Source organism: Rhizobium sp. RAF56 (assembly GCF_052113965.1).
Lineage (GTDB): Bacteria > Pseudomonadota > Alphaproteobacteria > Rhizobiales > Rhizobiaceae > Rhizobium.
Genome location: NZ_JBFRDU010000028.1, coordinates 36,813 through 58,345, shown reverse-complemented (window position 1 = coordinate 58,345; position 21,533 = coordinate 36,813). Strand labels below are relative to the sequence as shown.

Sequence of the window (21,533 nt, the reverse complement as noted above, 5' to 3'; positions counted from 1 at the left end):
GCCTGGTGCGCGCAAACCTCATGCACCGCCGCCGCACCGACCTCCTCCTCAAGCCTCCGCCAGACCCGCCAGGCGACACCAGACAGATGGTGCTCAAATGGACCTGAATTTAAACCGGACAGCAGTGGCCTTGTGCCGAGGATCTGCTGGGTCTCGATAAAATCAACCGGTTGCAGATATCAGGGACGGGCCCGAGCGCGGGCGGCGGGCCTGTCAGCCGTCTGACGCCCAAATACCGCCGTCTTGCGTTTCTGGAACCGCGTCGGCGCCTTATCCGATCCGCCGGCGATAGAACTTCACGTCCACGGCCATGACGGGGAAGGAGGCGGGCAGCGTTTCCTTGGGGATCTCGACGAAACCGTTTTTCTCGTAGAAGCGGTGCGCGGCGAGAAACTTTTCGGTCGTGCCGAGAAAGACCTCTTTGATTTCGCGCTCCTCGGCATGGGCAATAAGCCGCTCCAGCAACAAAGCCGCCACACCATGTTCGCGCCCGCGGACCTGAGGCGCCACGAACATCTTGCGCAGCGCCGCCTGGTCGTTGCCGATATCCTTGAGGCCGAGCGTTCCAACGATACCGCCAGCGGTTACAGCCACCCAGAACTCGCCCTTGCCGGACTGATAGAAGGTAGTGATGGCGGCGAGATCGGGCTGGTCGGCGGCGCTGACTGCGATACCGAATTCCTCGCGCTGGATCGGCAGAATGAGATCGACGACGCCGGCGGCATCACCGACGGCGTAGGGTCTGATTTCGATATCGCTCATGGCGTTGCCTGAACCGTTATGCCTTGGTGCCGCCGACCGTCACCTGATCCATGCGCAGATGCGGCTGGCCGACGCCGACGGGCACCCATTGGCCGGCCTTGCCGCAATTGCCGATGCCGGTGTCGAGTTTCATGTCGTTGCCGACCATGGAAATACGCTTCATCGAATCCGGACCGTTGCCGATCAGCATGGCGCCCTTGATCGGTGCGCCGACCTTGCCGTTTTCGATGAGGTAGGCTTCCGTGCAGCCGAACACGAATTTGCCGGACGTGATGTCCACTTGTCCGCCGCCGAAAGAGACGGCGTAGATGCCCTTCTTGACGGAGGCGATGATTTCCTCGGGCGTCTTGTCGCCGCCGAGCATATAGGTGTTGGTCATGCGCGGCATCGGCGTGTGGGCATAACCCTGGCGCCGGCCGTTGCCGGTCGCCTTCATGCCCATCAGCCGTGCGTTCTGGCGGTCCTGCATGTAACCGACCAGCCGGCCGTTTTCGATCAGCACGTTATACGCCGAGGGTGTGCCCTCGTCATCGATGGTGATCGAGCCGCGGCGGTTGTCAATCGTGCCGTCGTCGACGACGGTGACGCCCGGTGCCGCAACAATCTGCCCGATCAGGCCGGCGAAGGCCGAGGTCTTCTTGCGGTTGTAGTCGCCTTCGAGCCCGTGGCCGACGGCCTCGTGCAGCATGACGCCCGGCCAGCCGGCGCCGAGCACTACATCCATCGTCCCGGCCGGCGCATCGATCGCCTCGAGATTGACCAGCGCCTGCCGCAACGCCTCGTCGGCGCCGAGATGCCAATTGTCGGCGGCGACGAAATCGCCGAAGCCGATACGGCCACCGGTGCCGTAGGAGCCCGCCTCCTGGCGGTCGCCGTCGCCGACGACCACGGAAATATTGATTCGCGTCATGGGACGCACGTCGCGGACGCGATGTCCGTCGGCGCGCAGGATGTCGACGACCTGCCAGCTGGCGGCGATCGAAGCGGTCACCTGCCGGACCTTGGGGTCCTTGTCGCGCAGATAGGCGTCGATGTCGGCCAGGAGCTTTGCCTTCGCCTCGAAGGTCGGCGTGCCGATCGGGTTCTCGTCGCTATAGAGCTTCTTGTTGGTGCGCTGCGGGGCGGCGGCGTAGGAGCCGGAATGGCCATGCGTCACAGCGCGCACGGCATCGGCCGCGCGTCTCAGCGCCGCGTCAGAAAGATCGCCCGCGTGGGCGTAACCGACCGCTTCGCCCGCGACCGCCCGCAGGCCAAAACCCTGTTCGGTGTTGAAGCTGCCGCCCTTCATGCGGCCGTTGTCGAAGGTCAGCGATTCCGCCTGGGCATATTCGACGAAGAGTTCGCCGTCGTCGGCATTGGCGAGCGTCTCGGACACGATGTCGCGCAGCTTCGCCTCGTCAACGTCGAAAAGGGTGAGGAGATCGGTGTTCATGAATTGGTGCTCCGTTCAGAGCCGATGTAGGTCCGCACTGCGGCAAGAGCAAGTCCTGCCGCGCCAATGCCCGATCAGGAGTGCGCGATCAGTCAGGGCAGAGAGTCGTAGCCTTCCGCAAATCCCTTGAGGTCGACGGGGATGCCGATTCCTTCCTCGGGGGTCTGGAAGACGATGAAGGTGGCCTGCGCGCCGCTGCGAAGCGTCTTCAGGAGTTCGTCCTCAAGCACCACTTCGGCATAGCAGCCGTCCGCAAAGCAGCGCACGAAGTAAGCGCGGCCGATATCCTTGCCGTCGACGTTGAGGCCAAGCCCGTTCGGCAGAAGCACGCCGAGCGGGGCAAGCACGCGCAGAATCTTCGACTTGCGGTCGGCCGTCTTCAGGATGACGACGGAAAGACCGACTTCCGGGCGATCCTCGGCAATCACGTTCTGCATCAGCGCGCATTGCTCGGCGTTCGCACCGGCAGGCTTGTCGCAGACGACGGACCATGCGCCATGGCTCGACTTGACGGTTCCGGGCGGAGCCTGGGTCGGTGCCGGCGTCGCCGGGGAGGGCTGGGACTGCGGTGGCTGGGTCTGAGGCGGCTGTGCCTGCGGCTGCTGTGCCTGGGGTTGCTCGGCCTGGGGCTGCTGGGCGAGAACAGGCGTCATGCCTGTCACGGCAACTGCTGCCGTAAGAAGCCAAAGCCGCGCGAGGGAACGAAAACCCATGGATACCTCTAGATTCGAATCAGTGCGGCTATTGTTGCTGCGAGGGGCCGAAATTGAAAGCCTGACCGCTGAATTCACAATCGACTAAGGCGGAAATAGGACCGCGCCCGTTATTTTGCAGGCGAAGGCGCTTTGTCATCCATGGAAATTTGCGTATGGCAATGAAATGCTTGGAATGTTTTGCTCGCCCGCATAAAGTTTGTCGCAAAAATGCCGCACGAACAAATGCGGTGAAATATTGCGGACGTTGTGAAACTGTGGTTTGAAGCGCTGATAATTTGTCGGGATTTATGCGTTTGTCGTTGATCCATCAAACGCCTGAGGGAGAGACCTAGTGTTTAAGAGGGCCTATGCAGCTATGGCGGCCGCCGCCTGTCTGCTTTTCGCGAACGGCAGTTATGCCGATCAGCCAGCGCCGTGGCAGATGGGGCTGCAGCCGTCGGCGACGCCGATCATGAGCCAGATCCGCTGGTTCGAGCAGTATACGCTCTGGTTTATCGTGCCGATCACGCTGATCGTGCTGGCGCTGCTCGTGGTCGTCATGGTGAAGTTCCGTGCGAGCGCCAACCCGGTGCCATCAAGGACGAGCCACAACACGGTGATCGAGGTGATCTGGACCGTGGGACCGGTTCTCATCCTTCTTCTCCTGGCCGTACCGTCCTTCGATCTTCTGACCGCGCAGCTGACGTTCCCGCAGAACCCGGACGTCACCATCAAGGCGACCGCCACCCAGTGGCAGTGGAACTATGAATACGAAAATACCGGCGATAGTCCGCTGGCGTTCGATTCCTACCTGCTAAAGGATCAGGACCGTGCCGCCGCCGGCAAGGAAGACAAGTCGGTCTATCCGCGTCTGCTGGCCGTCGACAACGAGATGGTGCTGCCGGTCAACAAGACCGTGCGTGTTCTCGTAACCGCCGCTCCGACCGACGTAATCCACGCCTTTGCGATGCCCTCTTTCGGAGTCAAGGTCGACGCCGTGCCGGGCCGCTTGAACGAGACCTGGTTCCGCGCCGAGCGCGAGGGCCTGTTCTACGGCCAGTGTTCCGAGCTCTGCGGCAAGGACCATGGTTTCATGCCGATCGCCATCCGTATCGTTTCCGAAGACAAGTATAAGCAGTGGCTTGAAGCCGCCGCGAAGGACCTTCCGGGCGCATACAAGTCACTCATGGCCGCCACCGATGGTTCGAAAAAGACCGTCGACGTTGCCGAAAACGCCGCAAAGTAAAGCAAGGGATCGGGACAATGGCTGGACCTTCCGCTCACGACGATCATCATTCGCATGATCACGCTCATGGGGCGCACGCCCATGACGACCACCACGATCACTCGCACAAGCCGAGCTTCTTCACCCGCTGGTTCCTGTCGACGAACCACAAGGACATCGGCACGCTCTATCTGATCTTCGCGATCTTCGCCGGCCTCGTCGGCGGCGCGCTGTCGATTGCAATGCGCATGGAATTGCAGGAGCCTGGCATCCAGATCTTTAGCGGTCTGGCCCAGATGGTGTACGGCTATTCGCCCGAGGCTGCCATCGACGGCGGCAAGCAGATGTTCAACATGTTCACGACAGCGCATGCGCTGATCATGATCTTCTTCATGGTCATGCCTGCGATGATCGGCGGTTTTGCCAACTGGATGGTGCCGATCATGATCGGCGCTCCGGACATGGCTTTCCCGCGCCTCAACAACATCTCGTTCTGGCTGATCGTGCCGGCCTTCCTGCTGCTCGTGCTTTCGATGTTCGTCGAAGGCCCGGCGGGCGCTTACGGCGCCGGCGGCGGCTGGACGATGTATCCGCCGCTTTCCTCCGCGGTCGGTCATCCCGGCCCGGCGGTCGATCTGGCGATCTTTGCGCTGCACGTCGCCGGCGCGTCGTCGATCCTAGGTGCGATCAACTTCATCACCACGATCCTCAACATGCGCGCTCCCGGCATGACGCTGCACAAGATGCCGCTGTTTGCCTGGTCGGTGCTGATCACCGCATTCCTGCTCTTGCTGTCGCTGCCGGTTCTGGCCGGCGCTATCACCATGGTTCTGACGGACCGCAACTTCGGCACGACCTTCTTCGCGCCGGAAGGCGGCGGTGACCCGATCCTCTACCAGCACCTGTTCTGGTTCTTCGGTCATCCGGAAGTGTACATCTTGATCCTGCCGGGCTTCGGCATCGTCAGCCACATCGTTTCCACCTTCTCGCGCAAGCCGGTGTTCGGTTACCTCGGCATGGCCTACGCCATGGTCGCGATCGGCGCCGTCGGCTTCGTCGTGTGGGCGCACCACATGTACACGGTCGGCCTGTCGCTCGACACGCAGCGCTACTTCGTGTTCGCGACGATGGTCATCGCCGTCCCGACGGGCGTGAAGATCTTCTCGTGGATTGCGACGATGTGGGGCGGCTCGATCTCCTTCCGCACCCCGTTGCTCTGGGCGATCGGCTTCATCTTCCTCTTCACCGTCGGCGGCGTCACGGGCGTTCAGCTCGCCAATGCCGGCCTCGACCGTTCGCTGCATGACACCTATTACGTCGTGGCCCACTTCCACTACGTTCTGTCGCTCGGCGCCGTGTTCGCGATCTTCGCTGCCTGGTACTACTGGTTCCCGAAGATGAGCGGTTACATGTACAACGAGTTCATCGGCAACCTGCACTTCTGGGTCATGTTCGTCGGCGTCAACATGGTGTTCTTCCCGCAGCACTTCCTGGGGCTCGCCGGGATGCCGCGCCGCTACATCGACTACCCGGATGCCTTTGCCGGCTGGAACTACGTTTCCTCCGTCGGCTCCTACATCTCGGGCGTCGCGGTGCTGATCTTCCTCTACGGCGTCTACGATACCTTCGCGAAGAAGCGTCTTGCCGGCGACAACCCGTGGGGCGAGGGCGCAACCACGCTGGAATGGCAGCTGTCTTCTCCGCCGCCGTTCCATCAGTGGGAACAGCTCCCGCGCATCAAGTAATTCAACGAGTGGCGGGCGCCGCCGAGAAAGGCGGCGCCCGCTTATGGAACGACTGGACGGAATAATGGCAGTTATCGACAATCACGAAGCACTGACAAAGGAAGGCGATATGCGCCTGTCGGAAGCGGCTGCTCGCGATTATTTCGAACTCTTGAAGCCACGCGTCATGTCGCTGGTGGTCTTCACCGCCTTTGCGGGCCTGGTGCTTGCGCCGGGCCATATCAATCCGGTGATCGGCCTCATATCGATTCTCTGTATCGCCGTCGGCGCCGGTGCGTCGGGCGCTCTCAACATGTGGTACGACGCCGATATCGACGCGGTGATGACCCGCACGGCGCGTCGTCCCATTCCGGCCGGACGCGTCCTGGCGTCGGAGGCGCTGGCTTTCGGTCTGGTGCTGTCCTGTTTTTCCGTGACGATCCTCGGGCTCGCCGTCAATTGGCTTGCAGCCGCGATCCTCGCCTTCACGATCTTCTTCTACGCGGTCGTCTACACGATGTGGCTGAAGCGCTCGACGCCGCAGAACATCGTCATCGGCGGTGCCGCCGGCGCGTTTCCCCCGATGATCGGCTGGGCCTGTGTCACCGGTACCGTTCCGGTCGAGAGCATTGTCCTCTTCCTCATCATCTTCCTTTGGACGCCGGCGCATTTCTGGGCGCTCGCGCTGTTCAAGATGGGTGACTACGAGGCCGTCGGCGTGCCGATGCTGCCGAACGTGGCGGGCATTCCGACAACCAAGCGCCAGATCGTCGCCTACGCCGTGCTGACCGCCGCCATCGCCGTCGCTCCCGCCGTCATGGGCTTTGCGAGCATTGGCTACGGCATCGTCGCCGGCCTCCTCGGCGCCGTCTTCATATACTGTTCCATCGCCGTCTGGCGGATGCCGGACGGCGACAAGAAGATGGTACCGGCGAAGAAGATGTTCGCGTTTTCGATCTTTTATCTCTTTGCCATTTTCTCCGCATTGATGCTCGACCGGCTCGCAGCCGTTCTCATCCCGGCGGTTCAGGGAGTGTTCTAATGGAACTCATCACGCCCACGGAAGCACAGAAGAAGTCGCGCCGCGGCCGCAACATCGCCCTCGGCTGGGCGCTGGCCGGTCTGGTCGTTCTCTTCTATGCGATGACGATCATCAAGGTCGGCACCGGAAATATGTGAGGAACGCGCTTGACCGAAGAAACCGCAGACAAGGCGAGGAAGGCAGGCCGTAACAACGGTCTGGTCGTCGCCATGTGCCTGAGCTTCGTCGTCGGCATGGGCGCGATGACGGCGGCCGCCGTGCCGCTCTACACGCTCTTTTGCAATGTCACGGGCTTCAACGGCACGACGCAGCGCGTCGAGCAGGCATCGAGCGTCGTTCTCGACAAGCCGATCCGCGTCACCTTCGACGCCAATGTGGCATCCGGCCTGCTTTGGGAATTCAAGCCGCTGCAGCGTGAAGTGGACCCGAAGATCGGCGAGACGATCGAGGTCAAGTTCCACATCGAGAACAAGTCGAACGAAGCGACACGCGGGCAGGCGATTTTCAACGTCTCTCCTGTGGAAGCAGGCGCCTATTTCAATAAGGTGCAGTGTTTCTGCTTCAACGAAACCGATCTGGCGCCGGGGGAAAAGCGCGACATGTCGGTGGTTTTCTACGTCGATCCCGATATCACCAAGGCCGAAGAGACCAAGGATATCGGGACGCTCACCCTTTCCTACACCTTCTACCCGCGTGAGGGCGCCAAGCCGGTCGCTTCGAACGCAACGAAGGGCGTGGAGAAGAAGCTTTAATGGAGTTGGCTTTTCGGCTCAGCCGGAAGCGAAATGGGAATAGTAATTCGGGGACCCGCTGATATGGCCGATGCGCATCAGAAAAATCACGACTACCACATTATCGATCCGAGTCCGTGGCCTTTCCTGGCTGCCATCGGCGCCTTCGTCATCACCTTCGGTGGCGTCGGTTTCATGCGCTATCTGCATGCCGGTTCGCTAAAACTGTTCGGCATCGAATTTGCCGGTCCGTGGCTGTTCTTCATCGGCCTCGCGCTCATCCTCTACGTCATGTACGGCTGGTGGTCCGACACGGTCAAGGAGGCGCACGAGGGGGCTCACACGCGGGTCGTTTCGCTGCACCTGCGCTACGGCATGATCATGTTCATCGCTTCCGAGGTGATGTTCTTCGTCGCCTGGTTCTGGGCCTATTTCGACGCCAGCCTGTTCCCGAATGAGGCGATCCAGGCGTCGCGTGTCGCCTTCACCGGCGGCCAGTGGCCGCCGAAGGGCATCGAGGTCCTCGATCCCTGGCACCTGCCGCTCTACAACACGATCATTCTTTTGCTCTCGGGCACGACGGTCACCTGGGCGCACCACGCGCTGCTGCACAACGATCGCCGCGGCATGATCCAGGGCCTGGTGATCACCGTGCTCCTCGGCATGCTGTTCTCCAGCGTCCAGGCATACGAGTACATCCACGCCCCCTTCGCGTTCAAGAACTCGATCTACGGCGCGACCTTCTTCATGGCGACCGGCTTCCACGGCTTCCACGTTCTGATCGGCACGATCTTCCTGCTCGTCTGCCTGCTGCGCGCGCTGCGCGGCGACTTCACGCCGAAACAGCATTTCGGCTTCGAAGCGGCAGCCTGGTACTGGCACTTCGTCGACGTCGTCTGGCTGTTCCTGTTCTTCTGCATCTACATCTGGGGCGGCTGGGGCGCTCCGGTCGCCTGACGGCTGCTGTAGAGACCTGAAATGCAAGCGGGCGTCTTTGACGCCCGCTTTTTTTCTGCATGCCTATAGATCGTAGCTGTCTGCGGCGACGGGCACGAGATGGCGCTCCGCCAGCTGCTCGAAGGCGCTCGGGCTCGCAACGCCCGCTTCCAGGCGCTCGCGGATCGCCGCCACGCATTCGGCCAGGCTCATCCGCGCGGTGTCGACTTCGACGTCATAGATACCGGGCGTGTGCACCGCCTCCTGCCAACGGGCCGGATCGCCGGCGATTTCCGCCGCTGCCCCGTTCTGTCCCGTCGGCAGGCGCTCCTTGATCACGTCGATCGGACAACGCACGCCGACGAAGAGCACCGGCAGTTCTTCCAGGCGCCGCGCGCAATCCGAAAGTATGCCGAGCGGGCGCGAATAGTCGTCGTGGTGAGCCAATTCGGCAACGACGTTCAGACCGAAGGCGCAGTGCATGGCGATCGATTCGTAGAGCGCTGCGTAGAAGAGGGGAACGAATTCCTCGAGATCCTCCCGCCCGGCGCCCGGCGGCAAGCCAATCCCGGGGCGATAGCGCTCGGGCGTTGCATGGAGGTAGGTGTCCATGCCGAAGTTCATCCAGGGTCCCTCGAATTCAGCCTGTATCAGCTTGGCTATCGTCGATTTTCCGGAGCGCGGCGGACCATTCAGGATGATGACCTGTCCGGTGTGGCTGTCTGAGCTCATGGTTGTTCTCTTCCATTCTGAAACCTGCGAATCACCGGCTGAAGCGTGCGACGCCTTAGCCGTTGCTCTCCCTCCTGCGAATAGATTATGGGTGTGTTGTGGCAGTAGGGACGTTGATGAACGAAGATAGGGCACATTTCGCGCCGGTCGATCCGGTCAGGGCAGGTCTGAAAGGCTGTTGCCCGCGCTGCGGCGAGGGCCGGCTATTCGACGGGCTGCTGACGGTGAAGCCGCGCTGCGCCGCCTGCGGGCTGGACTATTCCTTTGCCGATGCCGGCGACGGGCCGGCGGTTTTTGTCATCCTGATCGTCGGCTTCATCGTGATCGGTTCGGTGCTCTGGCTGCAGGTGAATTATGGCCCGCCGATCTGGCTGCATATTCTTCTGTTCGCGCCGCTGACGATCGTGCTGTCGCTACTATCGCTCCGCTGGTGCAAGGGTATCCTGATTGCCCTGCAGTTCCGCAACAATGCCAGCCAGGGGCAGATCGACCGTGACTGAGGCCGCCATGCCCGCCCGCGCCAAAGGCTCCCTCCGCCAGGCTGCAAAGATCGTCCTTCTTCTGGTCGCCCTTGCCTCGTTGCTGTCGCTCGGCACCTGGCAGGTCGAGCGCCTGCATTGGAAGGAAGCGCTGCTCGCCGACATCACCGCGCGCCGCACGGCACCTCCCGTGCCGCTTGCCGACATCGAGAAAATCGTGGCCGCCGGCGGCGACATCGACTACCGCGCGGTCACCGTGACCGGCCGTTTCGTCAACAATAAGGAGCGGCATTTCTTCGCGACCTATGACGGCGCGCCCGGCTTCCATGTCTATACGCCGCTCGAACTTGCGGATGGGCGTTTCGTCTTCGTCAATCGCGGCTTCGTTCCCTATGACAACAAGGAACCGGAGATGCGCATGCAGGGCCAGCTGACCGGCGAGCAGGCGGTCACCGGGCTTGCGCGCGCGCGGCTTGCGGGCAAGCCCTCCTTCGTCGTTCCCGACAACGACATCGTCAAGAACATCTTCTACTGGAAGGATCTCGATGCGATGATCGCGAGCGATGGCCTGGCGAGAAACAAGGTGCTTCCGTTCTTCATCGACGCCGGCGACAAGCCCAATCCGAAGGGAATGCCGATCGGCGGCGTTACGCTGATCGACCTCCCGAACAACCACCTGCAATATGCGCTGACCTGGTACGGACTGGCCGCGACACTCGTTGCCGTTGCCGGCGTCTTCATGTTCCGGCGGAAGGTGTAAATCTGTGGGCGCCGGTGCCGTATCGGATTGGGGAGAAGCGTGATCTTTGCGAATCTGTTCGTGGTGCTGACCGCGCTCCTTCATGCCGGTTTTCTGGTGCTTGAAATGTTTTTCTGGACCAAGCCCGCCGGGCTGAAGACGTTCCGCATGCGTCCGGAACATGCCGAGGCCACGCGGGTGCTCGCGGCCAACCAGGGGCTCTACAACGGCTTTCTCGCCGCCGGCCTGGTGTGGTCGCTCGTCCAGCCGGATGTGGGCTTTGCCTTTCAGCTCAAGCTGTTCTTCCTTGTGTGCGTCATCCTTGCCGCTATATATGGCGCGTTGTCGGTGAAGCCGCGCATCCTTCTGGTGCAGGGCGGTCCGGCAATCGTTGCCCTCGTATTCACCTTGCTGGCGTTCTGATCATGGTCTCCATTGCGGCGAAAAGCCCGCTCACCATCCGTCTCTGCGGCCCGCGCGGTTTTTGCGCAGGCGTCGACCGCGCGATCCAGATCGTCGTGCTGGCGCTGAAGGCCTATGGCGCTCCGGTCTATGTCCGCCATGAGATCGTCCACAACCGCTACGTCGTGGAAGGCCTCGAAGCCAAGGGCGCGATCTTCGTCGAGGAACTCGACGAAATTCCCGCCGAACACCGCGCCCAGCCGGTCGTCTTTTCGGCCCATGGCGTGCCGAAGTCGGTGCCGGCGGATGCGGACATGCGCAATCTCTTCTATCTCGACGCGACCTGCCCGCTGGTCTCGAAAGTGCACAAGCAGGCGATGCGCCACAACAGGCTCGGGCGCCATGTGGTGCTCATCGGCCATGCCGGCCACCCCGAAGTGATCGGGACGATGGGGCAGCTGCCGGAGGGTTCTGTCTCGCTGATCGAGACGGTCGAGGATGCCGACGCCTACCAGCCGGTCGATCCCGACAATCTCGGCTTTGTCACGCAGACGACGCTCTCGGTCGACGATACGGCCGGCGTCATCGCGCGGCTTCAGGAGCGCTTTCCTAACCTCACCGCACCCGCCGCCGATTCGATCTGCTACGCCACGACCAACCGCCAGGAAGTGGTGAAGCAAGCCGCTCCCGGCTGCGATCTCTTCATCATCGTCGGCGCGCCGAATTCGTCAAACTCCAAGCGCCTCGTCGAGGTGGCGCTGCGAGGCGGCGCGCAGAAGTCCATTCTCGTCCAGCGTGCCGCGGAGATCGACTGGGAGACCATCGGCGATATCGCAACGCTTGGCCTGTCGGCAGGCGCGTCCGCGCCTGAGGTCATCGTCAACGAAATCATCGAGGCGTTCCGCGCCCGCTATGACGCGCGCGTCGAGCTCGCCGAAACGGTCAAGGAAACGGAAAACTTCCTCGTCAACCGCGAGCTGCGCTCCATCGAGCTGACAGCCGCCGACATGGCCTTCGTCAATGGCGAATGAGGTAAGGGCGGTTCACTCCGCCTACCGCCGCAACGCCGCCACCCCACGACCTCAGTGAGAGCCCGCCTTGGCAGTTTACACCGACATTACCGAAGACGATCTCAAGCGCTTCCTGGCCGCGTACGACACCGGCGAACTCACCTCCTACAAGGGTATCGCCGAGGGGGTTGAGAACTCGAATTTCCTGCTGCACACGACGCGGGATCCGCTGATCCTGACGCTCTATGAAAAGCGGGTCGAAAAGGGCGATCTGCCGTTTTTCCTAGGCCTCATGCAGCATCTGGCTGGCCGCGGCCTCAGCTGCCCGTTGCCGCTGCCGCGTCGCGACGGCGCATTGCTCGGAGAACTCTCCGGCCGGCCGGCGGCGCTGATTTCCTTCCTTGAAGGCATGTGGCTGCGCAAGCCCGAGGCACAGCATTGCCGCGCTGTCGGAGAGGCATTGGCCGCCATGCACGTCGCCGGCGAGGGGTTTGAGATCAAGCGGCCGAATGCGCTGTCGCTCGATGGCTGGCACCAGCTCTGGGACAAGTCCGAGGCCCGCGCCGACGAGGTCGAACAGGGCTTGTCGGAGGAAATTCGCGGCGAACTCGCCCATCTCGAGGCGCACTGGCCGAAGGATTTGCCGGCCGGCGTCATTCATGCCGATCTCTTCCCGGACAACGTCTTCTTCCTCGCAGATACGCTGTCGGGCCTGATCGACTTCTATTTCGCCTGCAACGACCTGTTGGCCTACGACGTCTCGATCTGCCTCAACGCCTGGTGTTTCGAACGGGACGGCTCCTACAACATCACCAAGGGCACGGCGATGCTCGCCGGCTATCAGAGCGTTCGTCCGCTGAGCGCCGAGGAGATCGAGGCGCTGCCCATCCTGTCGCGCGGCTCGGCGCTGCGCTTCTTCCTGACGCGGCTCTATGATTGGCTGACGACGCCGGCCGATGCGCTGGTCACCAAGAAGGATCCGCTCGAATATCTGCGCAAGCTGCGCCATCATCGCGCTGTCGGCTCGCCCGCGGCTTACGGGCTGTCGCTGATATGAAGCACGTCGATATCTTCACGGACGGCGCCTGCTCGGGCAATCCCGGTCCCGGCGGCTGGGGGGCGGTGCTGCGTTACGGCGACGTCGAAAAGGAAATGTCCGGCGGCGAGGCGGAGACGACCAACAACCGTATGGAGCTGATGGCGGCGATCTCGGCGCTCACGGCGTTGAAGACACCCTGCGAGGTCGATCTCTACACCGACAGCAAATACGTCATGGACGGCATCTCCAAGTGGATCTTCGGCTGGAAGAAAAACGGCTGGAAGACCGCCGACAAGAAGCCGGTGAAGAATGCCGAGCTCTGGCAGGCGCTGGAGGCGGCGCGCAACCGCCACCAGGTGACGCTGCACTGGGTCAAGGGCCACGCCGGCCACCCCGAAAACGAACGTGCCGACGAACTGGCCCGCATCGGCATGGAACCGTTCAAGCGGCGGTGAGGGCCGCGCGGCCTGTCCTTCGTTGACGCGGCTTTTCGTCTTGTCCGCGGCTGCATTCTCACTATGCTGCCCAAAAACATCAAAGGGAGGGGCGAATGATCCTGCACTGCGTTTTCCTGCGCTTGAAGGCGGCGATGACGCCGGAAGAAAAACAGTCGCTCTTTCAGGCAATCGTGGCGCTGAAAGAGGTCATACCCGGCATCCTTGATGTCAAATACGGGCCGAATGTCTCGCCCGAGGGTCTGCATGGCGGCTTCGTCGATGGCTTTGCCGTAACGTTCGAAAGCGTGGACGCCCGCGACGCCTATCTCATTCATCCCGAACACGTGGCCGTTGGCGAGCGCATCGTCTCCTCCACTGACGGCGGCCTTGCCGGCCTACTGGTGTTCGACCTGAATATTTGACCGGGCGCCTCGCGCAGCTCCGATGCCATTCATTGCGCATTTTTTGTTATCTGCTATTTTTTCTGGGATAGCAGGAGAACCGCCATGAACGTCTCGATCGGCAAGCGCTGGGAAGAATTCGTCGAGAAAGCTGTCGAAGCTGGACGCTACGGCTCGGCAAGCGAGGTGGTGCGCGAAGGCCTGAGGCTTGTCGAGGAGCGTGAGGCGAAGCTTATTGCCTTGCGCCGGGAAATTGCCGAGGCAGTTGCTGAGGGCGGATACGTGACCGAAGAAGAGATGACGGCAGCGCTGGACGAGGTGGAATCAGCGCTTACCAGGGAAGGCCGCTGATTTGGCGCGTCTCCGCTATCTGAGAGCTGCCAAGCGCGACATCACCGAGATCATGGCTTTCATCGCCGCGGAAACCGGCAGCGTCAGCAGTGGACGACGTTTTGCGGAACGGCTGCTAAGTAAATGCAGCAATCTTTCCGCGCTACCGGGCCATATGGGGCGCCCAAGGCCTGAACTTGGAGAAGGCATCCGCAGTTCGGCGTTCCAAGGCTACTTGATTATCTATCGCTATATCGATGATATCTTGGTAGTCGTTCGCATATTCGAAGGTCATCGCGATATCGGTCAGCACTTCGAGGGTGAGGAGTGAAATTCGAAGGGGGCGCCGTGGACGCCCCTTCGAATTCTGTGGATTGTCCAGGCGATCAAAGCTGCTCGATCATTGCCGCGGCCGCCGAGACCGTTGCCTGGCCGGGATTTTCCTCGACGTTCAGCGTCTTCACGACGCCGTCTTCCACCAGCATCGAGTAGCGCTTGGAGCGCACGCCGAGCCCACCTCCGGAGAGGTCGGCGTCGAGGCCGAGCGCCTTGGTGAAGGCGGCGTTCCAATCGGCAAGAAAGTGGATCTTGCCCATGCCGCCGGAGGATTGGGCCCAAGCGCCCATGACGTGCCAGTCGTTGACGGCAACGACCGCAATGTCGTCGACGCCCTTGGCGAGAAAGGCGTCGCGGTTTTCGAGATACCCCGGCAGGTGATTGAGCGAGCAGGTGGGCGTAAAGGCACCCGGCACTGCGAAGAGCACGACGCGCTTGCCCTTGAACAGCTGCTCGGTCGAAATCTCGACCGGCCCTTCAGCGGTCTTTTCCTTGAAGGTGGCGGCAGGCAGCGTATCGCCGACAGCGATGGTCATGGGTCTTCTCCTCATGCGTTGATATCAGCGGCAGCGCTGAAGCGTGTGCGAAAACTCTATAGACCCTCGTCAGTCGAAGGCAAGCCGGGTTTCCATCGCGTGCGTGCCGTCCACCACGAGAACGCTCCATTGCTTGCCATGGAGATCATAGCCGCCAGGCAGTTTGCCGAGGACGATTTCCGTCTCGAAGGTCCGGCCGTCGCGCCGGCTGTTTGCCTGTTCGAAGAAGGCATAGCCGGACGGCCCGGTGACGTAGACCGCCGGTATCGCGCTGCCCGCCTCCGGCAGGGTGAAGCGGAGCGCGAGGCGTTTTCCGTCCGGCGAAAGCGCGTGGCGGTCGAGGGCGAAATCGGCGGAGGGGGGACGAGGCAGCGAAGCCTCGGCCGCGGCAACGACACCCTGCTCCTCCGGCAGGAACTGGCTTTCGGCCGGCAGCGACAGCGAGAAGTCGGCCTGAAATGGGATGCAGATGTCCTTGCACAAGCCGATGAAGGCCGAGACCTTGAGCGTCGTCGGCTTGTCGACGTCGGTAATCTTGAAATCGATTGGGAGCGCCACGCGGTCCTTGTAGCCGATCTCGCGGATGCTACCGATGGCGATCGGCTGCGGCACGGGATAGCCCACGTTTTCAAGTGTCACGTTGCTGCCGGGCTGAACGGTGATCTGCGGCGGGATGCCGCTTTGGCCGGGCTCGCGCCAATAGGTGATCCACCCTTGATGCGGTTCGATCTCCAGCGCGGCCCGCAGTCTACCGTCCACATCCGGCGAAAGTGCAACGAGCCGCATGCGTCCGCCTTCGTTGACGGCCCAGTCGCTCATGGCGGCATCGGCCGGCGAGCTCGCCGCCAAAGCGGCGGCAAGTAACAGGAGCGACAGCGCCATGTGCCGAAGAAAATTCGTGATCATCGACAAAGGCTTACCGAACAAGAGCGCATACCGCCAGAATGCCTGCGAAAATTCCTAGTCATTTTTAGTTGATTGATCAGTAACATTGGCCCATGTTTCCTAATATGGGAGCCTAGCGCAGCGCCCAGTCAGTCAGGAGGACCCGATGTCTCTTTCGACTCTGAAGAACAGACGTGAGCGAGGGTTTCTCGACGGCCAGTTTCTGATCGCCATGCCGGGTATGGAAGATCGGAATTTTGCGCGCACCGTGATTTACATTTGCGCCCATTCGGATGCCGGCGCCATGGGTTTCGTCATCAACCGTCCCCAGGCGCTGACCTTTACGGATGTGCTGATGCATCTGGACATGATCCAGGACGACGACGCGATCGTTTTGCCGCGTGTGGCGCGCGAGTTCCCGATCCAAACCGGTGGACCGGTTGAAAGCGGGCGCGGCTTCGTTCTGCACAGCGACGACTATACCAGCGATTCCAGCATTCCCGTCAGCGACGAGATCAGCCTGACAGCAACGCTCGACATCGTGCGCGCCATTTCCAAGGGCGGCGGGCCACGTCGCGCGACCATGCTTCTCGGCTATGCCGGATGGGGGGCAGGGCAGCTCGAAACTGAAATCGGCAACAACGGTTGGCTGAATTGCCCCGCCAACGACGAATTGATCTTCGACCGCAGCCTCGACGACAAGTATGACCGGGTGCTCGCCCTGATGGGGGTCACGCCCGCCATGCTGTCGATGGAAGCCGGTCACGCCTGACGGGGCTCGACGCCAAAGTCGGATTACGCACGCTTTGTTAGAGGAAAGCGTTCCTTAAGCAGTCGCAGAACCGATTCCGCGCTCATCGGCGGGCCGAAAAGGAAGCTCTGCCCGTAAGTGCAGCCCATCTTGGCGAGTTCCACGGCATCCTCTTCCGATTCGATGCCTTCAGCCACGACCTTCATGTCGAGTTCGCGCGCCATCGAGATCACCGAGCGCAGGAGCACGGCCTTCTTGTCGCTCTCGTCGCGCACTAGCGACTTGTCGAGCTTGATCGTGTCGAAGGGGAAGCGGGTTAGATACGAGATCGACGAATAGCCCGTGCCGAAGTCGTCAAGCGCAAGGCCGAGGCCCGTGCCGCGGAGTTTGGCGAGCACCAGCCGCGCCTGCTCCGGATTCTCCATTACCATCGACTCGGTCAATTCGAGCTTGATGCGGCTCGGATCGCAATGGGTCTTGGCCAAGAGTGCGCGGATGTCGTCGTAGAGGTCGTTGTTGAGAAGCTGGACACTCGAAAGATTGATGGAGACGAACAGCGGCAGTTCGCCGGTATGATGCTGCCAGCTCACCAGGTCGCCGGTCGCCTGCTCCAGCGCAAACATACCGAGCGGACCGATCAGATCCGAGGTCTCGGCGATCGGGATGAATTCGGAAGGCGGGATGCTGCCGCGTTTCGGATGCTCCCAGCGCATCAGCGCCTCGAAGCCCGCCACTTCCGCGTCTTCGAGCCGGATGATCGGCTGATAGACCATGGAGAGTTCCTTGCGCTCGACGGCGCGGCGCAAGTCCGTTTCGATCTGCAGCCGGTCAGTGCCGAAGCTGCGCAAGCTCGGGCTGAAAGGCTCGACGCGATTGCCGCCGGCGCGCTTGGCGCGATACATGGCGAGCTCGGCGTCATTCATCAGCCCGGCCGCGTTCTCCTGCTGATCGACCCACGAAGCCAGCCCGATCGAAGCCGTGAGGATGATTTCCCGGTTGGCGAAGTTGATCGGCACCGTGATCGCCTTGCTGACCGCATCAGCGAAGTCAGCAACCTTGACCGGGTCGCGCTCGGACACGAGGATCAGCCCGAACAGGTCGCCGGAAAGGCGTGCCAGCGTGTCCTGCGGTTTCAGGAGGCGGCGCAGCCGGCGTGTCAAGGCGATCAGAATGTTGTCGCCGGCAGCGACGCCGAGGGCATCGTTGACGAGCTTGTAGCGGTCGATGTCGATGACCATGACCGTCGGACGCACCAGATCGCCACCCGGAGCCAACGTCAAAACCGACTGCAGCCGGTCGAGGAAGACCTGGCGGTTCGGCAGGCCGGTCAGGTTGTCGTGCAGCGCGTCGTGCAGCAGCCGTTCGATCGAGTTCTTCTGTTCGGTGATGTCGACCACCGTGCCGACGCAACGGATGATTTCACCGTCGGAGCCGAGCACCGGCCGCGCGCGGATCGCCAGCCAGTGGAAGTGACCATCCTCGGCGCGGATGCGGAACTCGTGATTGAGCCGGCCGCGACGATGTTCGAGCAGAACGTCGAGCGTCGCGCGGAAGCGGTCGCGATCGTCGGGGTGCAGTCGCGGCAGCCAGTTGCGTGCGGGGCCGTGCATGGTGCCGGGCGAGAGGCCGAGCCGATGCGAGATGTCTGGTGTGGTGACCACGCGGTCGCGCGCCACATCCCAATCCCAGACCGTGTCGCCGGAGCCCGTCAGCGCCAGCGACCGCCGCTCCAGATCGGAAAACAATCCCTGCTGAAAGGCGCCGCCGGAAAAGGCGTGCTGCATCACGGTAAAGCCGATCAGGAGCACGATCAGGACGAGACCGCCGCCCAGCGCCGGCTGGATGATGTCGTTGTCGAGCTTGCCGGTGATCGTCATCCAGGCTCCGAACAGCCAGACCAGGATCAGCACCCAGGCGGGGACCAGGAGGATGGCGCGGTCGTATCGGTTAAAGCCGAGATAGACGATCAGGAGCAGGCCGGCTGTCGCGGTCAGCGCCAGCGAAATGCGTGCGATGCCGGCGGCGATCGACGGATCGTAGATGGCAACGCCGAAGAGGAGCGCCAGGCCCAGCACCCAGGCGAGCGTCACGTAGCCGAGATGCGCGTGCCAGCGGTTGAGGTTGAGATAGGTGAAGAGGAAGATCACCAGGCTCGACGCGAGCGCCACCTCCGCGCAGGCGCGCCACACCCTCTGGTCGCTGGAGGTGATGCTGATCAGCTTTCCGAGAAAACCGAAATCGACGCAGACATAGCCGAGCACCGCCCAGGCCAGCGCTGCGGTCGCCGGCAGCATCGAAGTGCCCTTGACCACGAAAAGGATGGTGAGAAACACCGCAAGCAGGCCGGCGATGCCCAGCACGATACCCCGATAAAGCGTGAACGCGTTGACGGTGTCCTTGTAGGCGTTCGGCTCCCAGAGGTAGATCTGCGGCAGATCCGGCGATGAGAGCTCGGCGACGAAGGTGATGACCGAGCCCGGATTGATGGTGATGCGGAAAACGTCCGCTTCGTCGCTTGGCTGCCGGTCGAGCGCGAAGCCTTCGCTCGGCGTGATCGCGATGATGCGCTGCGAGCCGAGGTCGGGCCAGAAGATCTTGGAATTCACCAGTCTGAAATGCGGAGCGACAATGACGCGTTCGAGCTGCTCTTCGGAGACGTTGGCGAGCGCAAAGACCGCCCAGTCGCCCTGATGGTTGGGTGAGCTGGCGCGAACCTCGATGCGGCGTCGGATGCCGTCGGCGCCGGCGGCGGTCGGAACCTGGAAGGCCTCGCCCTGGTTGGCGTAGATTTCGGTCGTGGCGGTGAGATCAAGCGCGGTATCGTCGCGGGAGATCTTCACCGGTTCGGTGGCGTGCGCGGTTCCGCAAATGGCGCAAAACAGCGCTGCCGCCAAGAATGCGACTATGGCGCCGGCAAGCCGTTCGGCCAATGACGACAGGCGCTGGAGGATCATCTTGACCCGGAATTCATCGACGGGCCGGCGTCGCACGCCAGCCGGGAGAACATGACATGGTCACGCCACTGACCGTTGATTTTCAAATATCCGCGCAAATAGCCTTCCCGGTGGAAACCCGCCTTCTCCAGGAGCCGCATGCTCCGCTCGTTCTCCGGAATACAAGCTGCTTCAATACGGTGCAACTCAAGGACCGAAAAGATGTAGGGTATAACCAACTGAAGTGAGGCGAACATATGACCCTGACCGGAATAGCGCTCGCCCATCCAGTAGCCGATCATGCAGCTTTGCGCGGCGCCGCGGCGGATATAGCCGATCGTCAGGCCGCCGAGCAGCGCGCGGTTCCGCTTGCTGAAAATAAACAGCGGAATGGCCTGGCCGGAGTTGTACTCCTGCTTGCCGCGAATGACGCGGGTGCGAAAGGCGCCTTCGGTCAGTTCGTCATGGCGCCACGTCGGCTCCCAAGGCTCCAGGAAGCGACGGCTTTCAGCTCTCAGCCGATGCCATTGGCTGAAATCGGAAAAGCGGGCCAGGCGCAGCATATAGTCGGCGTTTTCAAGCTCGATTGTGTCCGGCTGCCGTGACAGGAACCGAAAAACCGACTTTGTCATTCGTCCAACACTCCCCCTGGAAGAAGCGAACGGGCCTGTCCGCTCAGCCGCTCGCCGTTTTCGCGCCGGCCGCGGAGGTTGCCAGGGAAGCGGTAATGTCTTCCATCGGCGCAAGCTGTTCGAGCGGTCCGATCGCCGAAAGCGTCGGTATCGTATCGAAGAACAGCCGGCCGGCGAGGTCGGTGAGGCGTTCGATGGTGATGCCCTCGAGGCGCTCCATCATTTCCTGGTTCGGGATGGCCCGGCCGTAGAGCATCATCTGGCGGGCGATCTGTCCGGCGCGCGCGGCAGGGCTTTCCTGCCCCATCAGGAGTTGGGCGCGGATCTGGGCGCGGGCGCGCTCGATTTCCTGCTGTTCGATCGTGTGGGAGGACTTGCGCAGTTCGTCGACGATGACCGGCAGCAGTTCCGGGAGGTTCTCGCCGCCGGTCGCGGCGTGAATGCCGAAGATCCCGGTGTCGGAAAAGCCCCAGTGAAACGCATAGACCGAGTAGCACAGCCCACGAAACTCGCGCACTTCCTGAAAGAGGCGCGACGACATGCCGCCGCCCAGGATATTGGCAAGGATCTGCGAACAGTAGAAGTCGCGGGCGTGATAGGCGCGGCCCTCGAAGCCGAGCAGAATCTGCGCATCCATCAGGTCGCGCGTCTCCCGCACGCTGCCGCCGATGTAGCGGGCGCGCTCGATGACGGGGGCGACCGTCGGCGCGGTCGGAAGACTTGCGAAGCGCTCTTCGACCTGCTTGACGAAGCTGTCGTGATCGACGGCGCCGGCGGCGACCACGAACATCCGATCGGTGGTGTAGTTGCGCGTCAGATATCCGCGGATCTCTTCCGGCGAGAAGGCGACCACCGTCTGCGGCGTGCCGAGGATCGGGCGTCCGAGCGTCTGGTCGCGATAGGCAACCTCGGAAAACTTGTCGAAGACGACGTCGTCGGGGGTGTCGTTGGCGGCGTTGATCTCCTGCAGAATGACCTGTTTTTCCCGCTGCAGCTCTTCTTCCTCGAAGGCGCTCTCGGTCAGGATGTCGGCAAGGATATCGACCGCCAGCGGTACATGATCCTTGAGAACGCGGGCGTAGTAGGAGGTCGTCTCCGTCGAGGTGGCGGCGTTGACTTCGCCGCCGACGTTTTCGATCTCCTCGGCGATCTGGCGCGCCGTGCGCCGCGCCGTGCCCTTGAATGCCATATGTTCCAAGAGGTGGGCGATGCCGTGTTCGGCTTCGGTCTCATTGCGCGAACCGGACTTGATCCAGACTCCGAGCGCCACGCTTTCCAGATGCGGCATCGTCTCGGTCACTACCGTCAGCCCGGATTTCAGCCGGGTGCACTCAACTGTCATCT

Annotated in this window: 25 protein-coding genes; 16 read left to right on the top strand and 9 right to left on the bottom strand. The window is 62.2% G+C overall.

Translation table 11 applies throughout. The features are described 5' to 3' along the window. Positions 1 to 270 precede the first annotated feature (270 nt). The 3 genes from AB4048_RS21340 to AB4048_RS21330 form a co-directional block, all read right to left on the bottom strand. Positions 271 to 762, bottom strand: coding sequence for a GNAT family N-acetyltransferase (locus AB4048_RS21340; protein ID WP_442203989.1), 492 nt, complete (start codon positions 760 to 762; stop codon positions 271 to 273). 16 nt (positions 763 to 778) lie between these two features. Continuing rightward, the gene (gene tldD / locus AB4048_RS21335) at positions 779 to 2,194 is read right to left on the bottom strand and encodes a metalloprotease TldD (RefSeq protein WP_442203988.1); all 1,416 of its coding nucleotides are present in this window, start codon (positions 2,192 to 2,194) and stop codon (positions 779 to 781) included. Between the two features lie 92 nt (positions 2,195 to 2,286). Further along, positions 2,287 to 2,907 carry an invasion associated locus B family protein gene (locus tag AB4048_RS21330; RefSeq protein WP_442203987.1) on the bottom strand — a complete coding sequence of 207 codons (621 nt, stop codon included), beginning with the start codon at positions 2,905 to 2,907 and terminating at the stop codon, positions 2,287 to 2,289. Between the two features lie 334 nt (positions 2,908 to 3,241). Between AB4048_RS21330 and coxB the strand changes: the two genes are divergently transcribed. From coxB to AB4048_RS21300, 6 genes are all read left to right on the top strand, one after another. After that, on the top strand, positions 3,242 to 4,135 hold the full coding sequence (gene coxB / locus AB4048_RS21325; RefSeq protein WP_442203986.1) for a cytochrome c oxidase subunit II: 894 nt from the start codon (positions 3,242 to 3,244) through the stop codon (positions 4,133 to 4,135). A 17-nt stretch (positions 4,136 to 4,152) separates the two neighbouring features. Further along, positions 4,153 to 5,859: a cytochrome c oxidase subunit I gene (gene ctaD, locus AB4048_RS21320; protein ID WP_442203985.1), complete on the top strand. Its 1,707-nt coding sequence runs from the start codon at positions 4,153 to 4,155 to the stop codon at positions 5,857 to 5,859. 64 nt (positions 5,860 to 5,923) lie between these two features. Continuing rightward, a complete protein-coding gene (locus AB4048_RS21315) occupies positions 5,924 to 6,880 on the top strand; it encodes a heme o synthase (RefSeq protein ID WP_442203984.1) in 957 nt (318 codons plus the stop codon). Further along, the gene (locus AB4048_RS21310; protein ID WP_442203983.1) at positions 6,880 to 7,017 is read left to right on the top strand and encodes a hypothetical protein; all 138 of its coding nucleotides are present in this window, start codon (positions 6,880 to 6,882) and stop codon (positions 7,015 to 7,017) included. Before AB4048_RS21315 ends, AB4048_RS21310 begins: the two co-directional genes overlap by 1 nt. 72 nt (positions 7,018 to 7,089) lie before the next feature. Beyond that, on the top strand, positions 7,090 to 7,632 hold the full coding sequence (locus AB4048_RS21305) for a cytochrome c oxidase assembly protein (RefSeq protein WP_442203992.1): 543 nt from the start codon (positions 7,090 to 7,092) through the stop codon (positions 7,630 to 7,632). A 63-nt stretch (positions 7,633 to 7,695) separates the two neighbouring features. Continuing rightward, positions 7,696 to 8,568 (top strand): cytochrome c oxidase subunit 3, encoded by an 873-nt coding sequence (locus AB4048_RS21300; RefSeq protein ID WP_442203982.1) that lies wholly within the window; start codon positions 7,696 to 7,698, stop codon positions 8,566 to 8,568. A gap of 63 nt (positions 8,569 to 8,631) precedes the next feature. Here AB4048_RS21300 and AB4048_RS21295 read toward each other — a convergent pair whose 3' ends face one another. After that, positions 8,632 to 9,279 (bottom strand): chloramphenicol phosphotransferase CPT family protein, encoded by a 648-nt coding sequence (locus AB4048_RS21295; RefSeq protein ID WP_442203981.1) that lies wholly within the window; start codon positions 9,277 to 9,279, stop codon positions 8,632 to 8,634. 116 nt (positions 9,280 to 9,395) lie between these two features. On the opposite strand from AB4048_RS21295, the gene AB4048_RS21290 reads away from it, so the two are divergent. The 9 genes from AB4048_RS21290 (at position 9,396) to AB4048_RS21250 (ending at position 14,447) form a co-directional block, all read left to right on the top strand. Further along, positions 9,396 to 9,779 carry a DUF983 domain-containing protein gene (locus AB4048_RS21290; RefSeq protein ID WP_442203980.1) on the top strand — a complete coding sequence of 128 codons (384 nt, stop codon included), beginning with the start codon at positions 9,396 to 9,398 and terminating at the stop codon, positions 9,777 to 9,779. Next, entirely contained in the window at positions 9,748 to 10,518 is a 771-nt protein-coding gene (locus tag AB4048_RS21285; protein ID WP_442203979.1) for an SURF1 family protein, read from the top strand. The genes AB4048_RS21290 and AB4048_RS21285 overlap by 32 nt, the downstream gene beginning before the upstream one ends. A gap of 42 nt (positions 10,519 to 10,560) precedes the next feature. Then, positions 10,561 to 10,920: a DUF1304 domain-containing protein gene (locus AB4048_RS21280; RefSeq protein ID WP_442203991.1), complete on the top strand. Its 360-nt coding sequence runs from the start codon at positions 10,561 to 10,563 to the stop codon at positions 10,918 to 10,920. A 2-nt stretch (positions 10,921 to 10,922) separates the two neighbouring features. Then, positions 10,923 to 11,930, top strand: coding sequence for a 4-hydroxy-3-methylbut-2-enyl diphosphate reductase (gene ispH / locus AB4048_RS21275; protein WP_442203978.1), 1,008 nt, complete (start codon positions 10,923 to 10,925; stop codon positions 11,928 to 11,930). A gap of 67 nt (positions 11,931 to 11,997) precedes the next feature. After that, positions 11,998 to 12,966, top strand: coding sequence for a homoserine kinase (locus AB4048_RS21270; protein WP_442203977.1), 969 nt, complete (start codon positions 11,998 to 12,000; stop codon positions 12,964 to 12,966). After that, positions 12,963 to 13,403, top strand: coding sequence for a ribonuclease HI (gene rnhA / locus AB4048_RS21265; protein ID WP_442203976.1), 441 nt, complete (start codon positions 12,963 to 12,965; stop codon positions 13,401 to 13,403). The genes AB4048_RS21270 and rnhA overlap by 4 nt, the downstream gene beginning before the upstream one ends. A 95-nt stretch (positions 13,404 to 13,498) precedes the next feature. After that, positions 13,499 to 13,807 carry a Dabb family protein gene (locus AB4048_RS21260; RefSeq protein WP_442203975.1) on the top strand — a complete coding sequence of 103 codons (309 nt, stop codon included), beginning with the start codon at positions 13,499 to 13,501 and terminating at the stop codon, positions 13,805 to 13,807. An 84-nt stretch (positions 13,808 to 13,891) separates the two neighbouring features. After that, positions 13,892 to 14,137, top strand: coding sequence for a type II toxin-antitoxin system ParD family antitoxin (locus AB4048_RS21255; protein WP_442203974.1), 246 nt, complete (start codon positions 13,892 to 13,894; stop codon positions 14,135 to 14,137). Position 14,138: 1 nt separating this feature from the next. Next, positions 14,139 to 14,447, top strand: coding sequence for a type II toxin-antitoxin system RelE/ParE family toxin (locus tag AB4048_RS21250; protein ID WP_442203973.1), 309 nt, complete (start codon positions 14,139 to 14,141; stop codon positions 14,445 to 14,447). A gap of 55 nt (positions 14,448 to 14,502) precedes the next feature. Here AB4048_RS21250 and AB4048_RS21245 read toward each other — a convergent pair whose 3' ends face one another. Both AB4048_RS21245 and AB4048_RS21240 read right to left on the bottom strand, forming a co-directional pair. Continuing rightward, positions 14,503 to 14,988 (bottom strand): peroxiredoxin, encoded by a 486-nt coding sequence (locus AB4048_RS21245; RefSeq protein ID WP_442203972.1) that lies wholly within the window; start codon positions 14,986 to 14,988, stop codon positions 14,503 to 14,505. Positions 14,989 to 15,057: 69 nt separating this feature from the next. Beyond that, positions 15,058 to 15,894 (bottom strand): protein-disulfide reductase DsbD domain-containing protein, encoded by an 837-nt coding sequence (locus tag AB4048_RS21240; RefSeq protein WP_442203971.1) that lies wholly within the window; start codon positions 15,892 to 15,894, stop codon positions 15,058 to 15,060. 145 nt (positions 15,895 to 16,039) lie between these two features. Between AB4048_RS21240 and AB4048_RS21235 the strand changes: the two genes are divergently transcribed. Continuing rightward, complete coding sequence (locus AB4048_RS21235) at positions 16,040 to 16,645, top strand: YqgE/AlgH family protein (protein ID WP_442203970.1); 606 nt, start codon at positions 16,040 to 16,042, stop codon at positions 16,643 to 16,645. A gap of 23 nt (positions 16,646 to 16,668) precedes the next feature. Here AB4048_RS21235 and AB4048_RS21230 read toward each other — a convergent pair whose 3' ends face one another. Genes AB4048_RS21230 through AB4048_RS21220 form a run of 3 tightly spaced genes read right to left on the bottom strand, consistent with a single transcriptional unit; the run spans position 16,669 to position 21,531 of the window. Further along, positions 16,669 to 19,578 carry an EAL domain-containing protein gene (locus AB4048_RS21230; RefSeq protein WP_442203969.1) on the bottom strand — a complete coding sequence of 970 codons (2,910 nt, stop codon included), beginning with the start codon at positions 19,576 to 19,578 and terminating at the stop codon, positions 16,669 to 16,671. Next, the gene (locus AB4048_RS21225) at positions 19,575 to 20,189 is read right to left on the bottom strand and encodes a GNAT family N-acetyltransferase (RefSeq protein WP_442203968.1); all 615 of its coding nucleotides are present in this window, start codon (positions 20,187 to 20,189) and stop codon (positions 19,575 to 19,577) included. Before AB4048_RS21225 ends, AB4048_RS21230 begins: the two co-directional genes overlap by 4 nt. Positions 20,190 to 20,232: 43 nt before the next feature. Then, positions 20,233 to 21,531, bottom strand: coding sequence for a M16 family metallopeptidase (locus AB4048_RS21220; RefSeq protein WP_442203967.1), 1,299 nt, complete (start codon positions 21,529 to 21,531; stop codon positions 20,233 to 20,235). Positions 21,532 to 21,533: the final 2 nt, after the last annotated feature.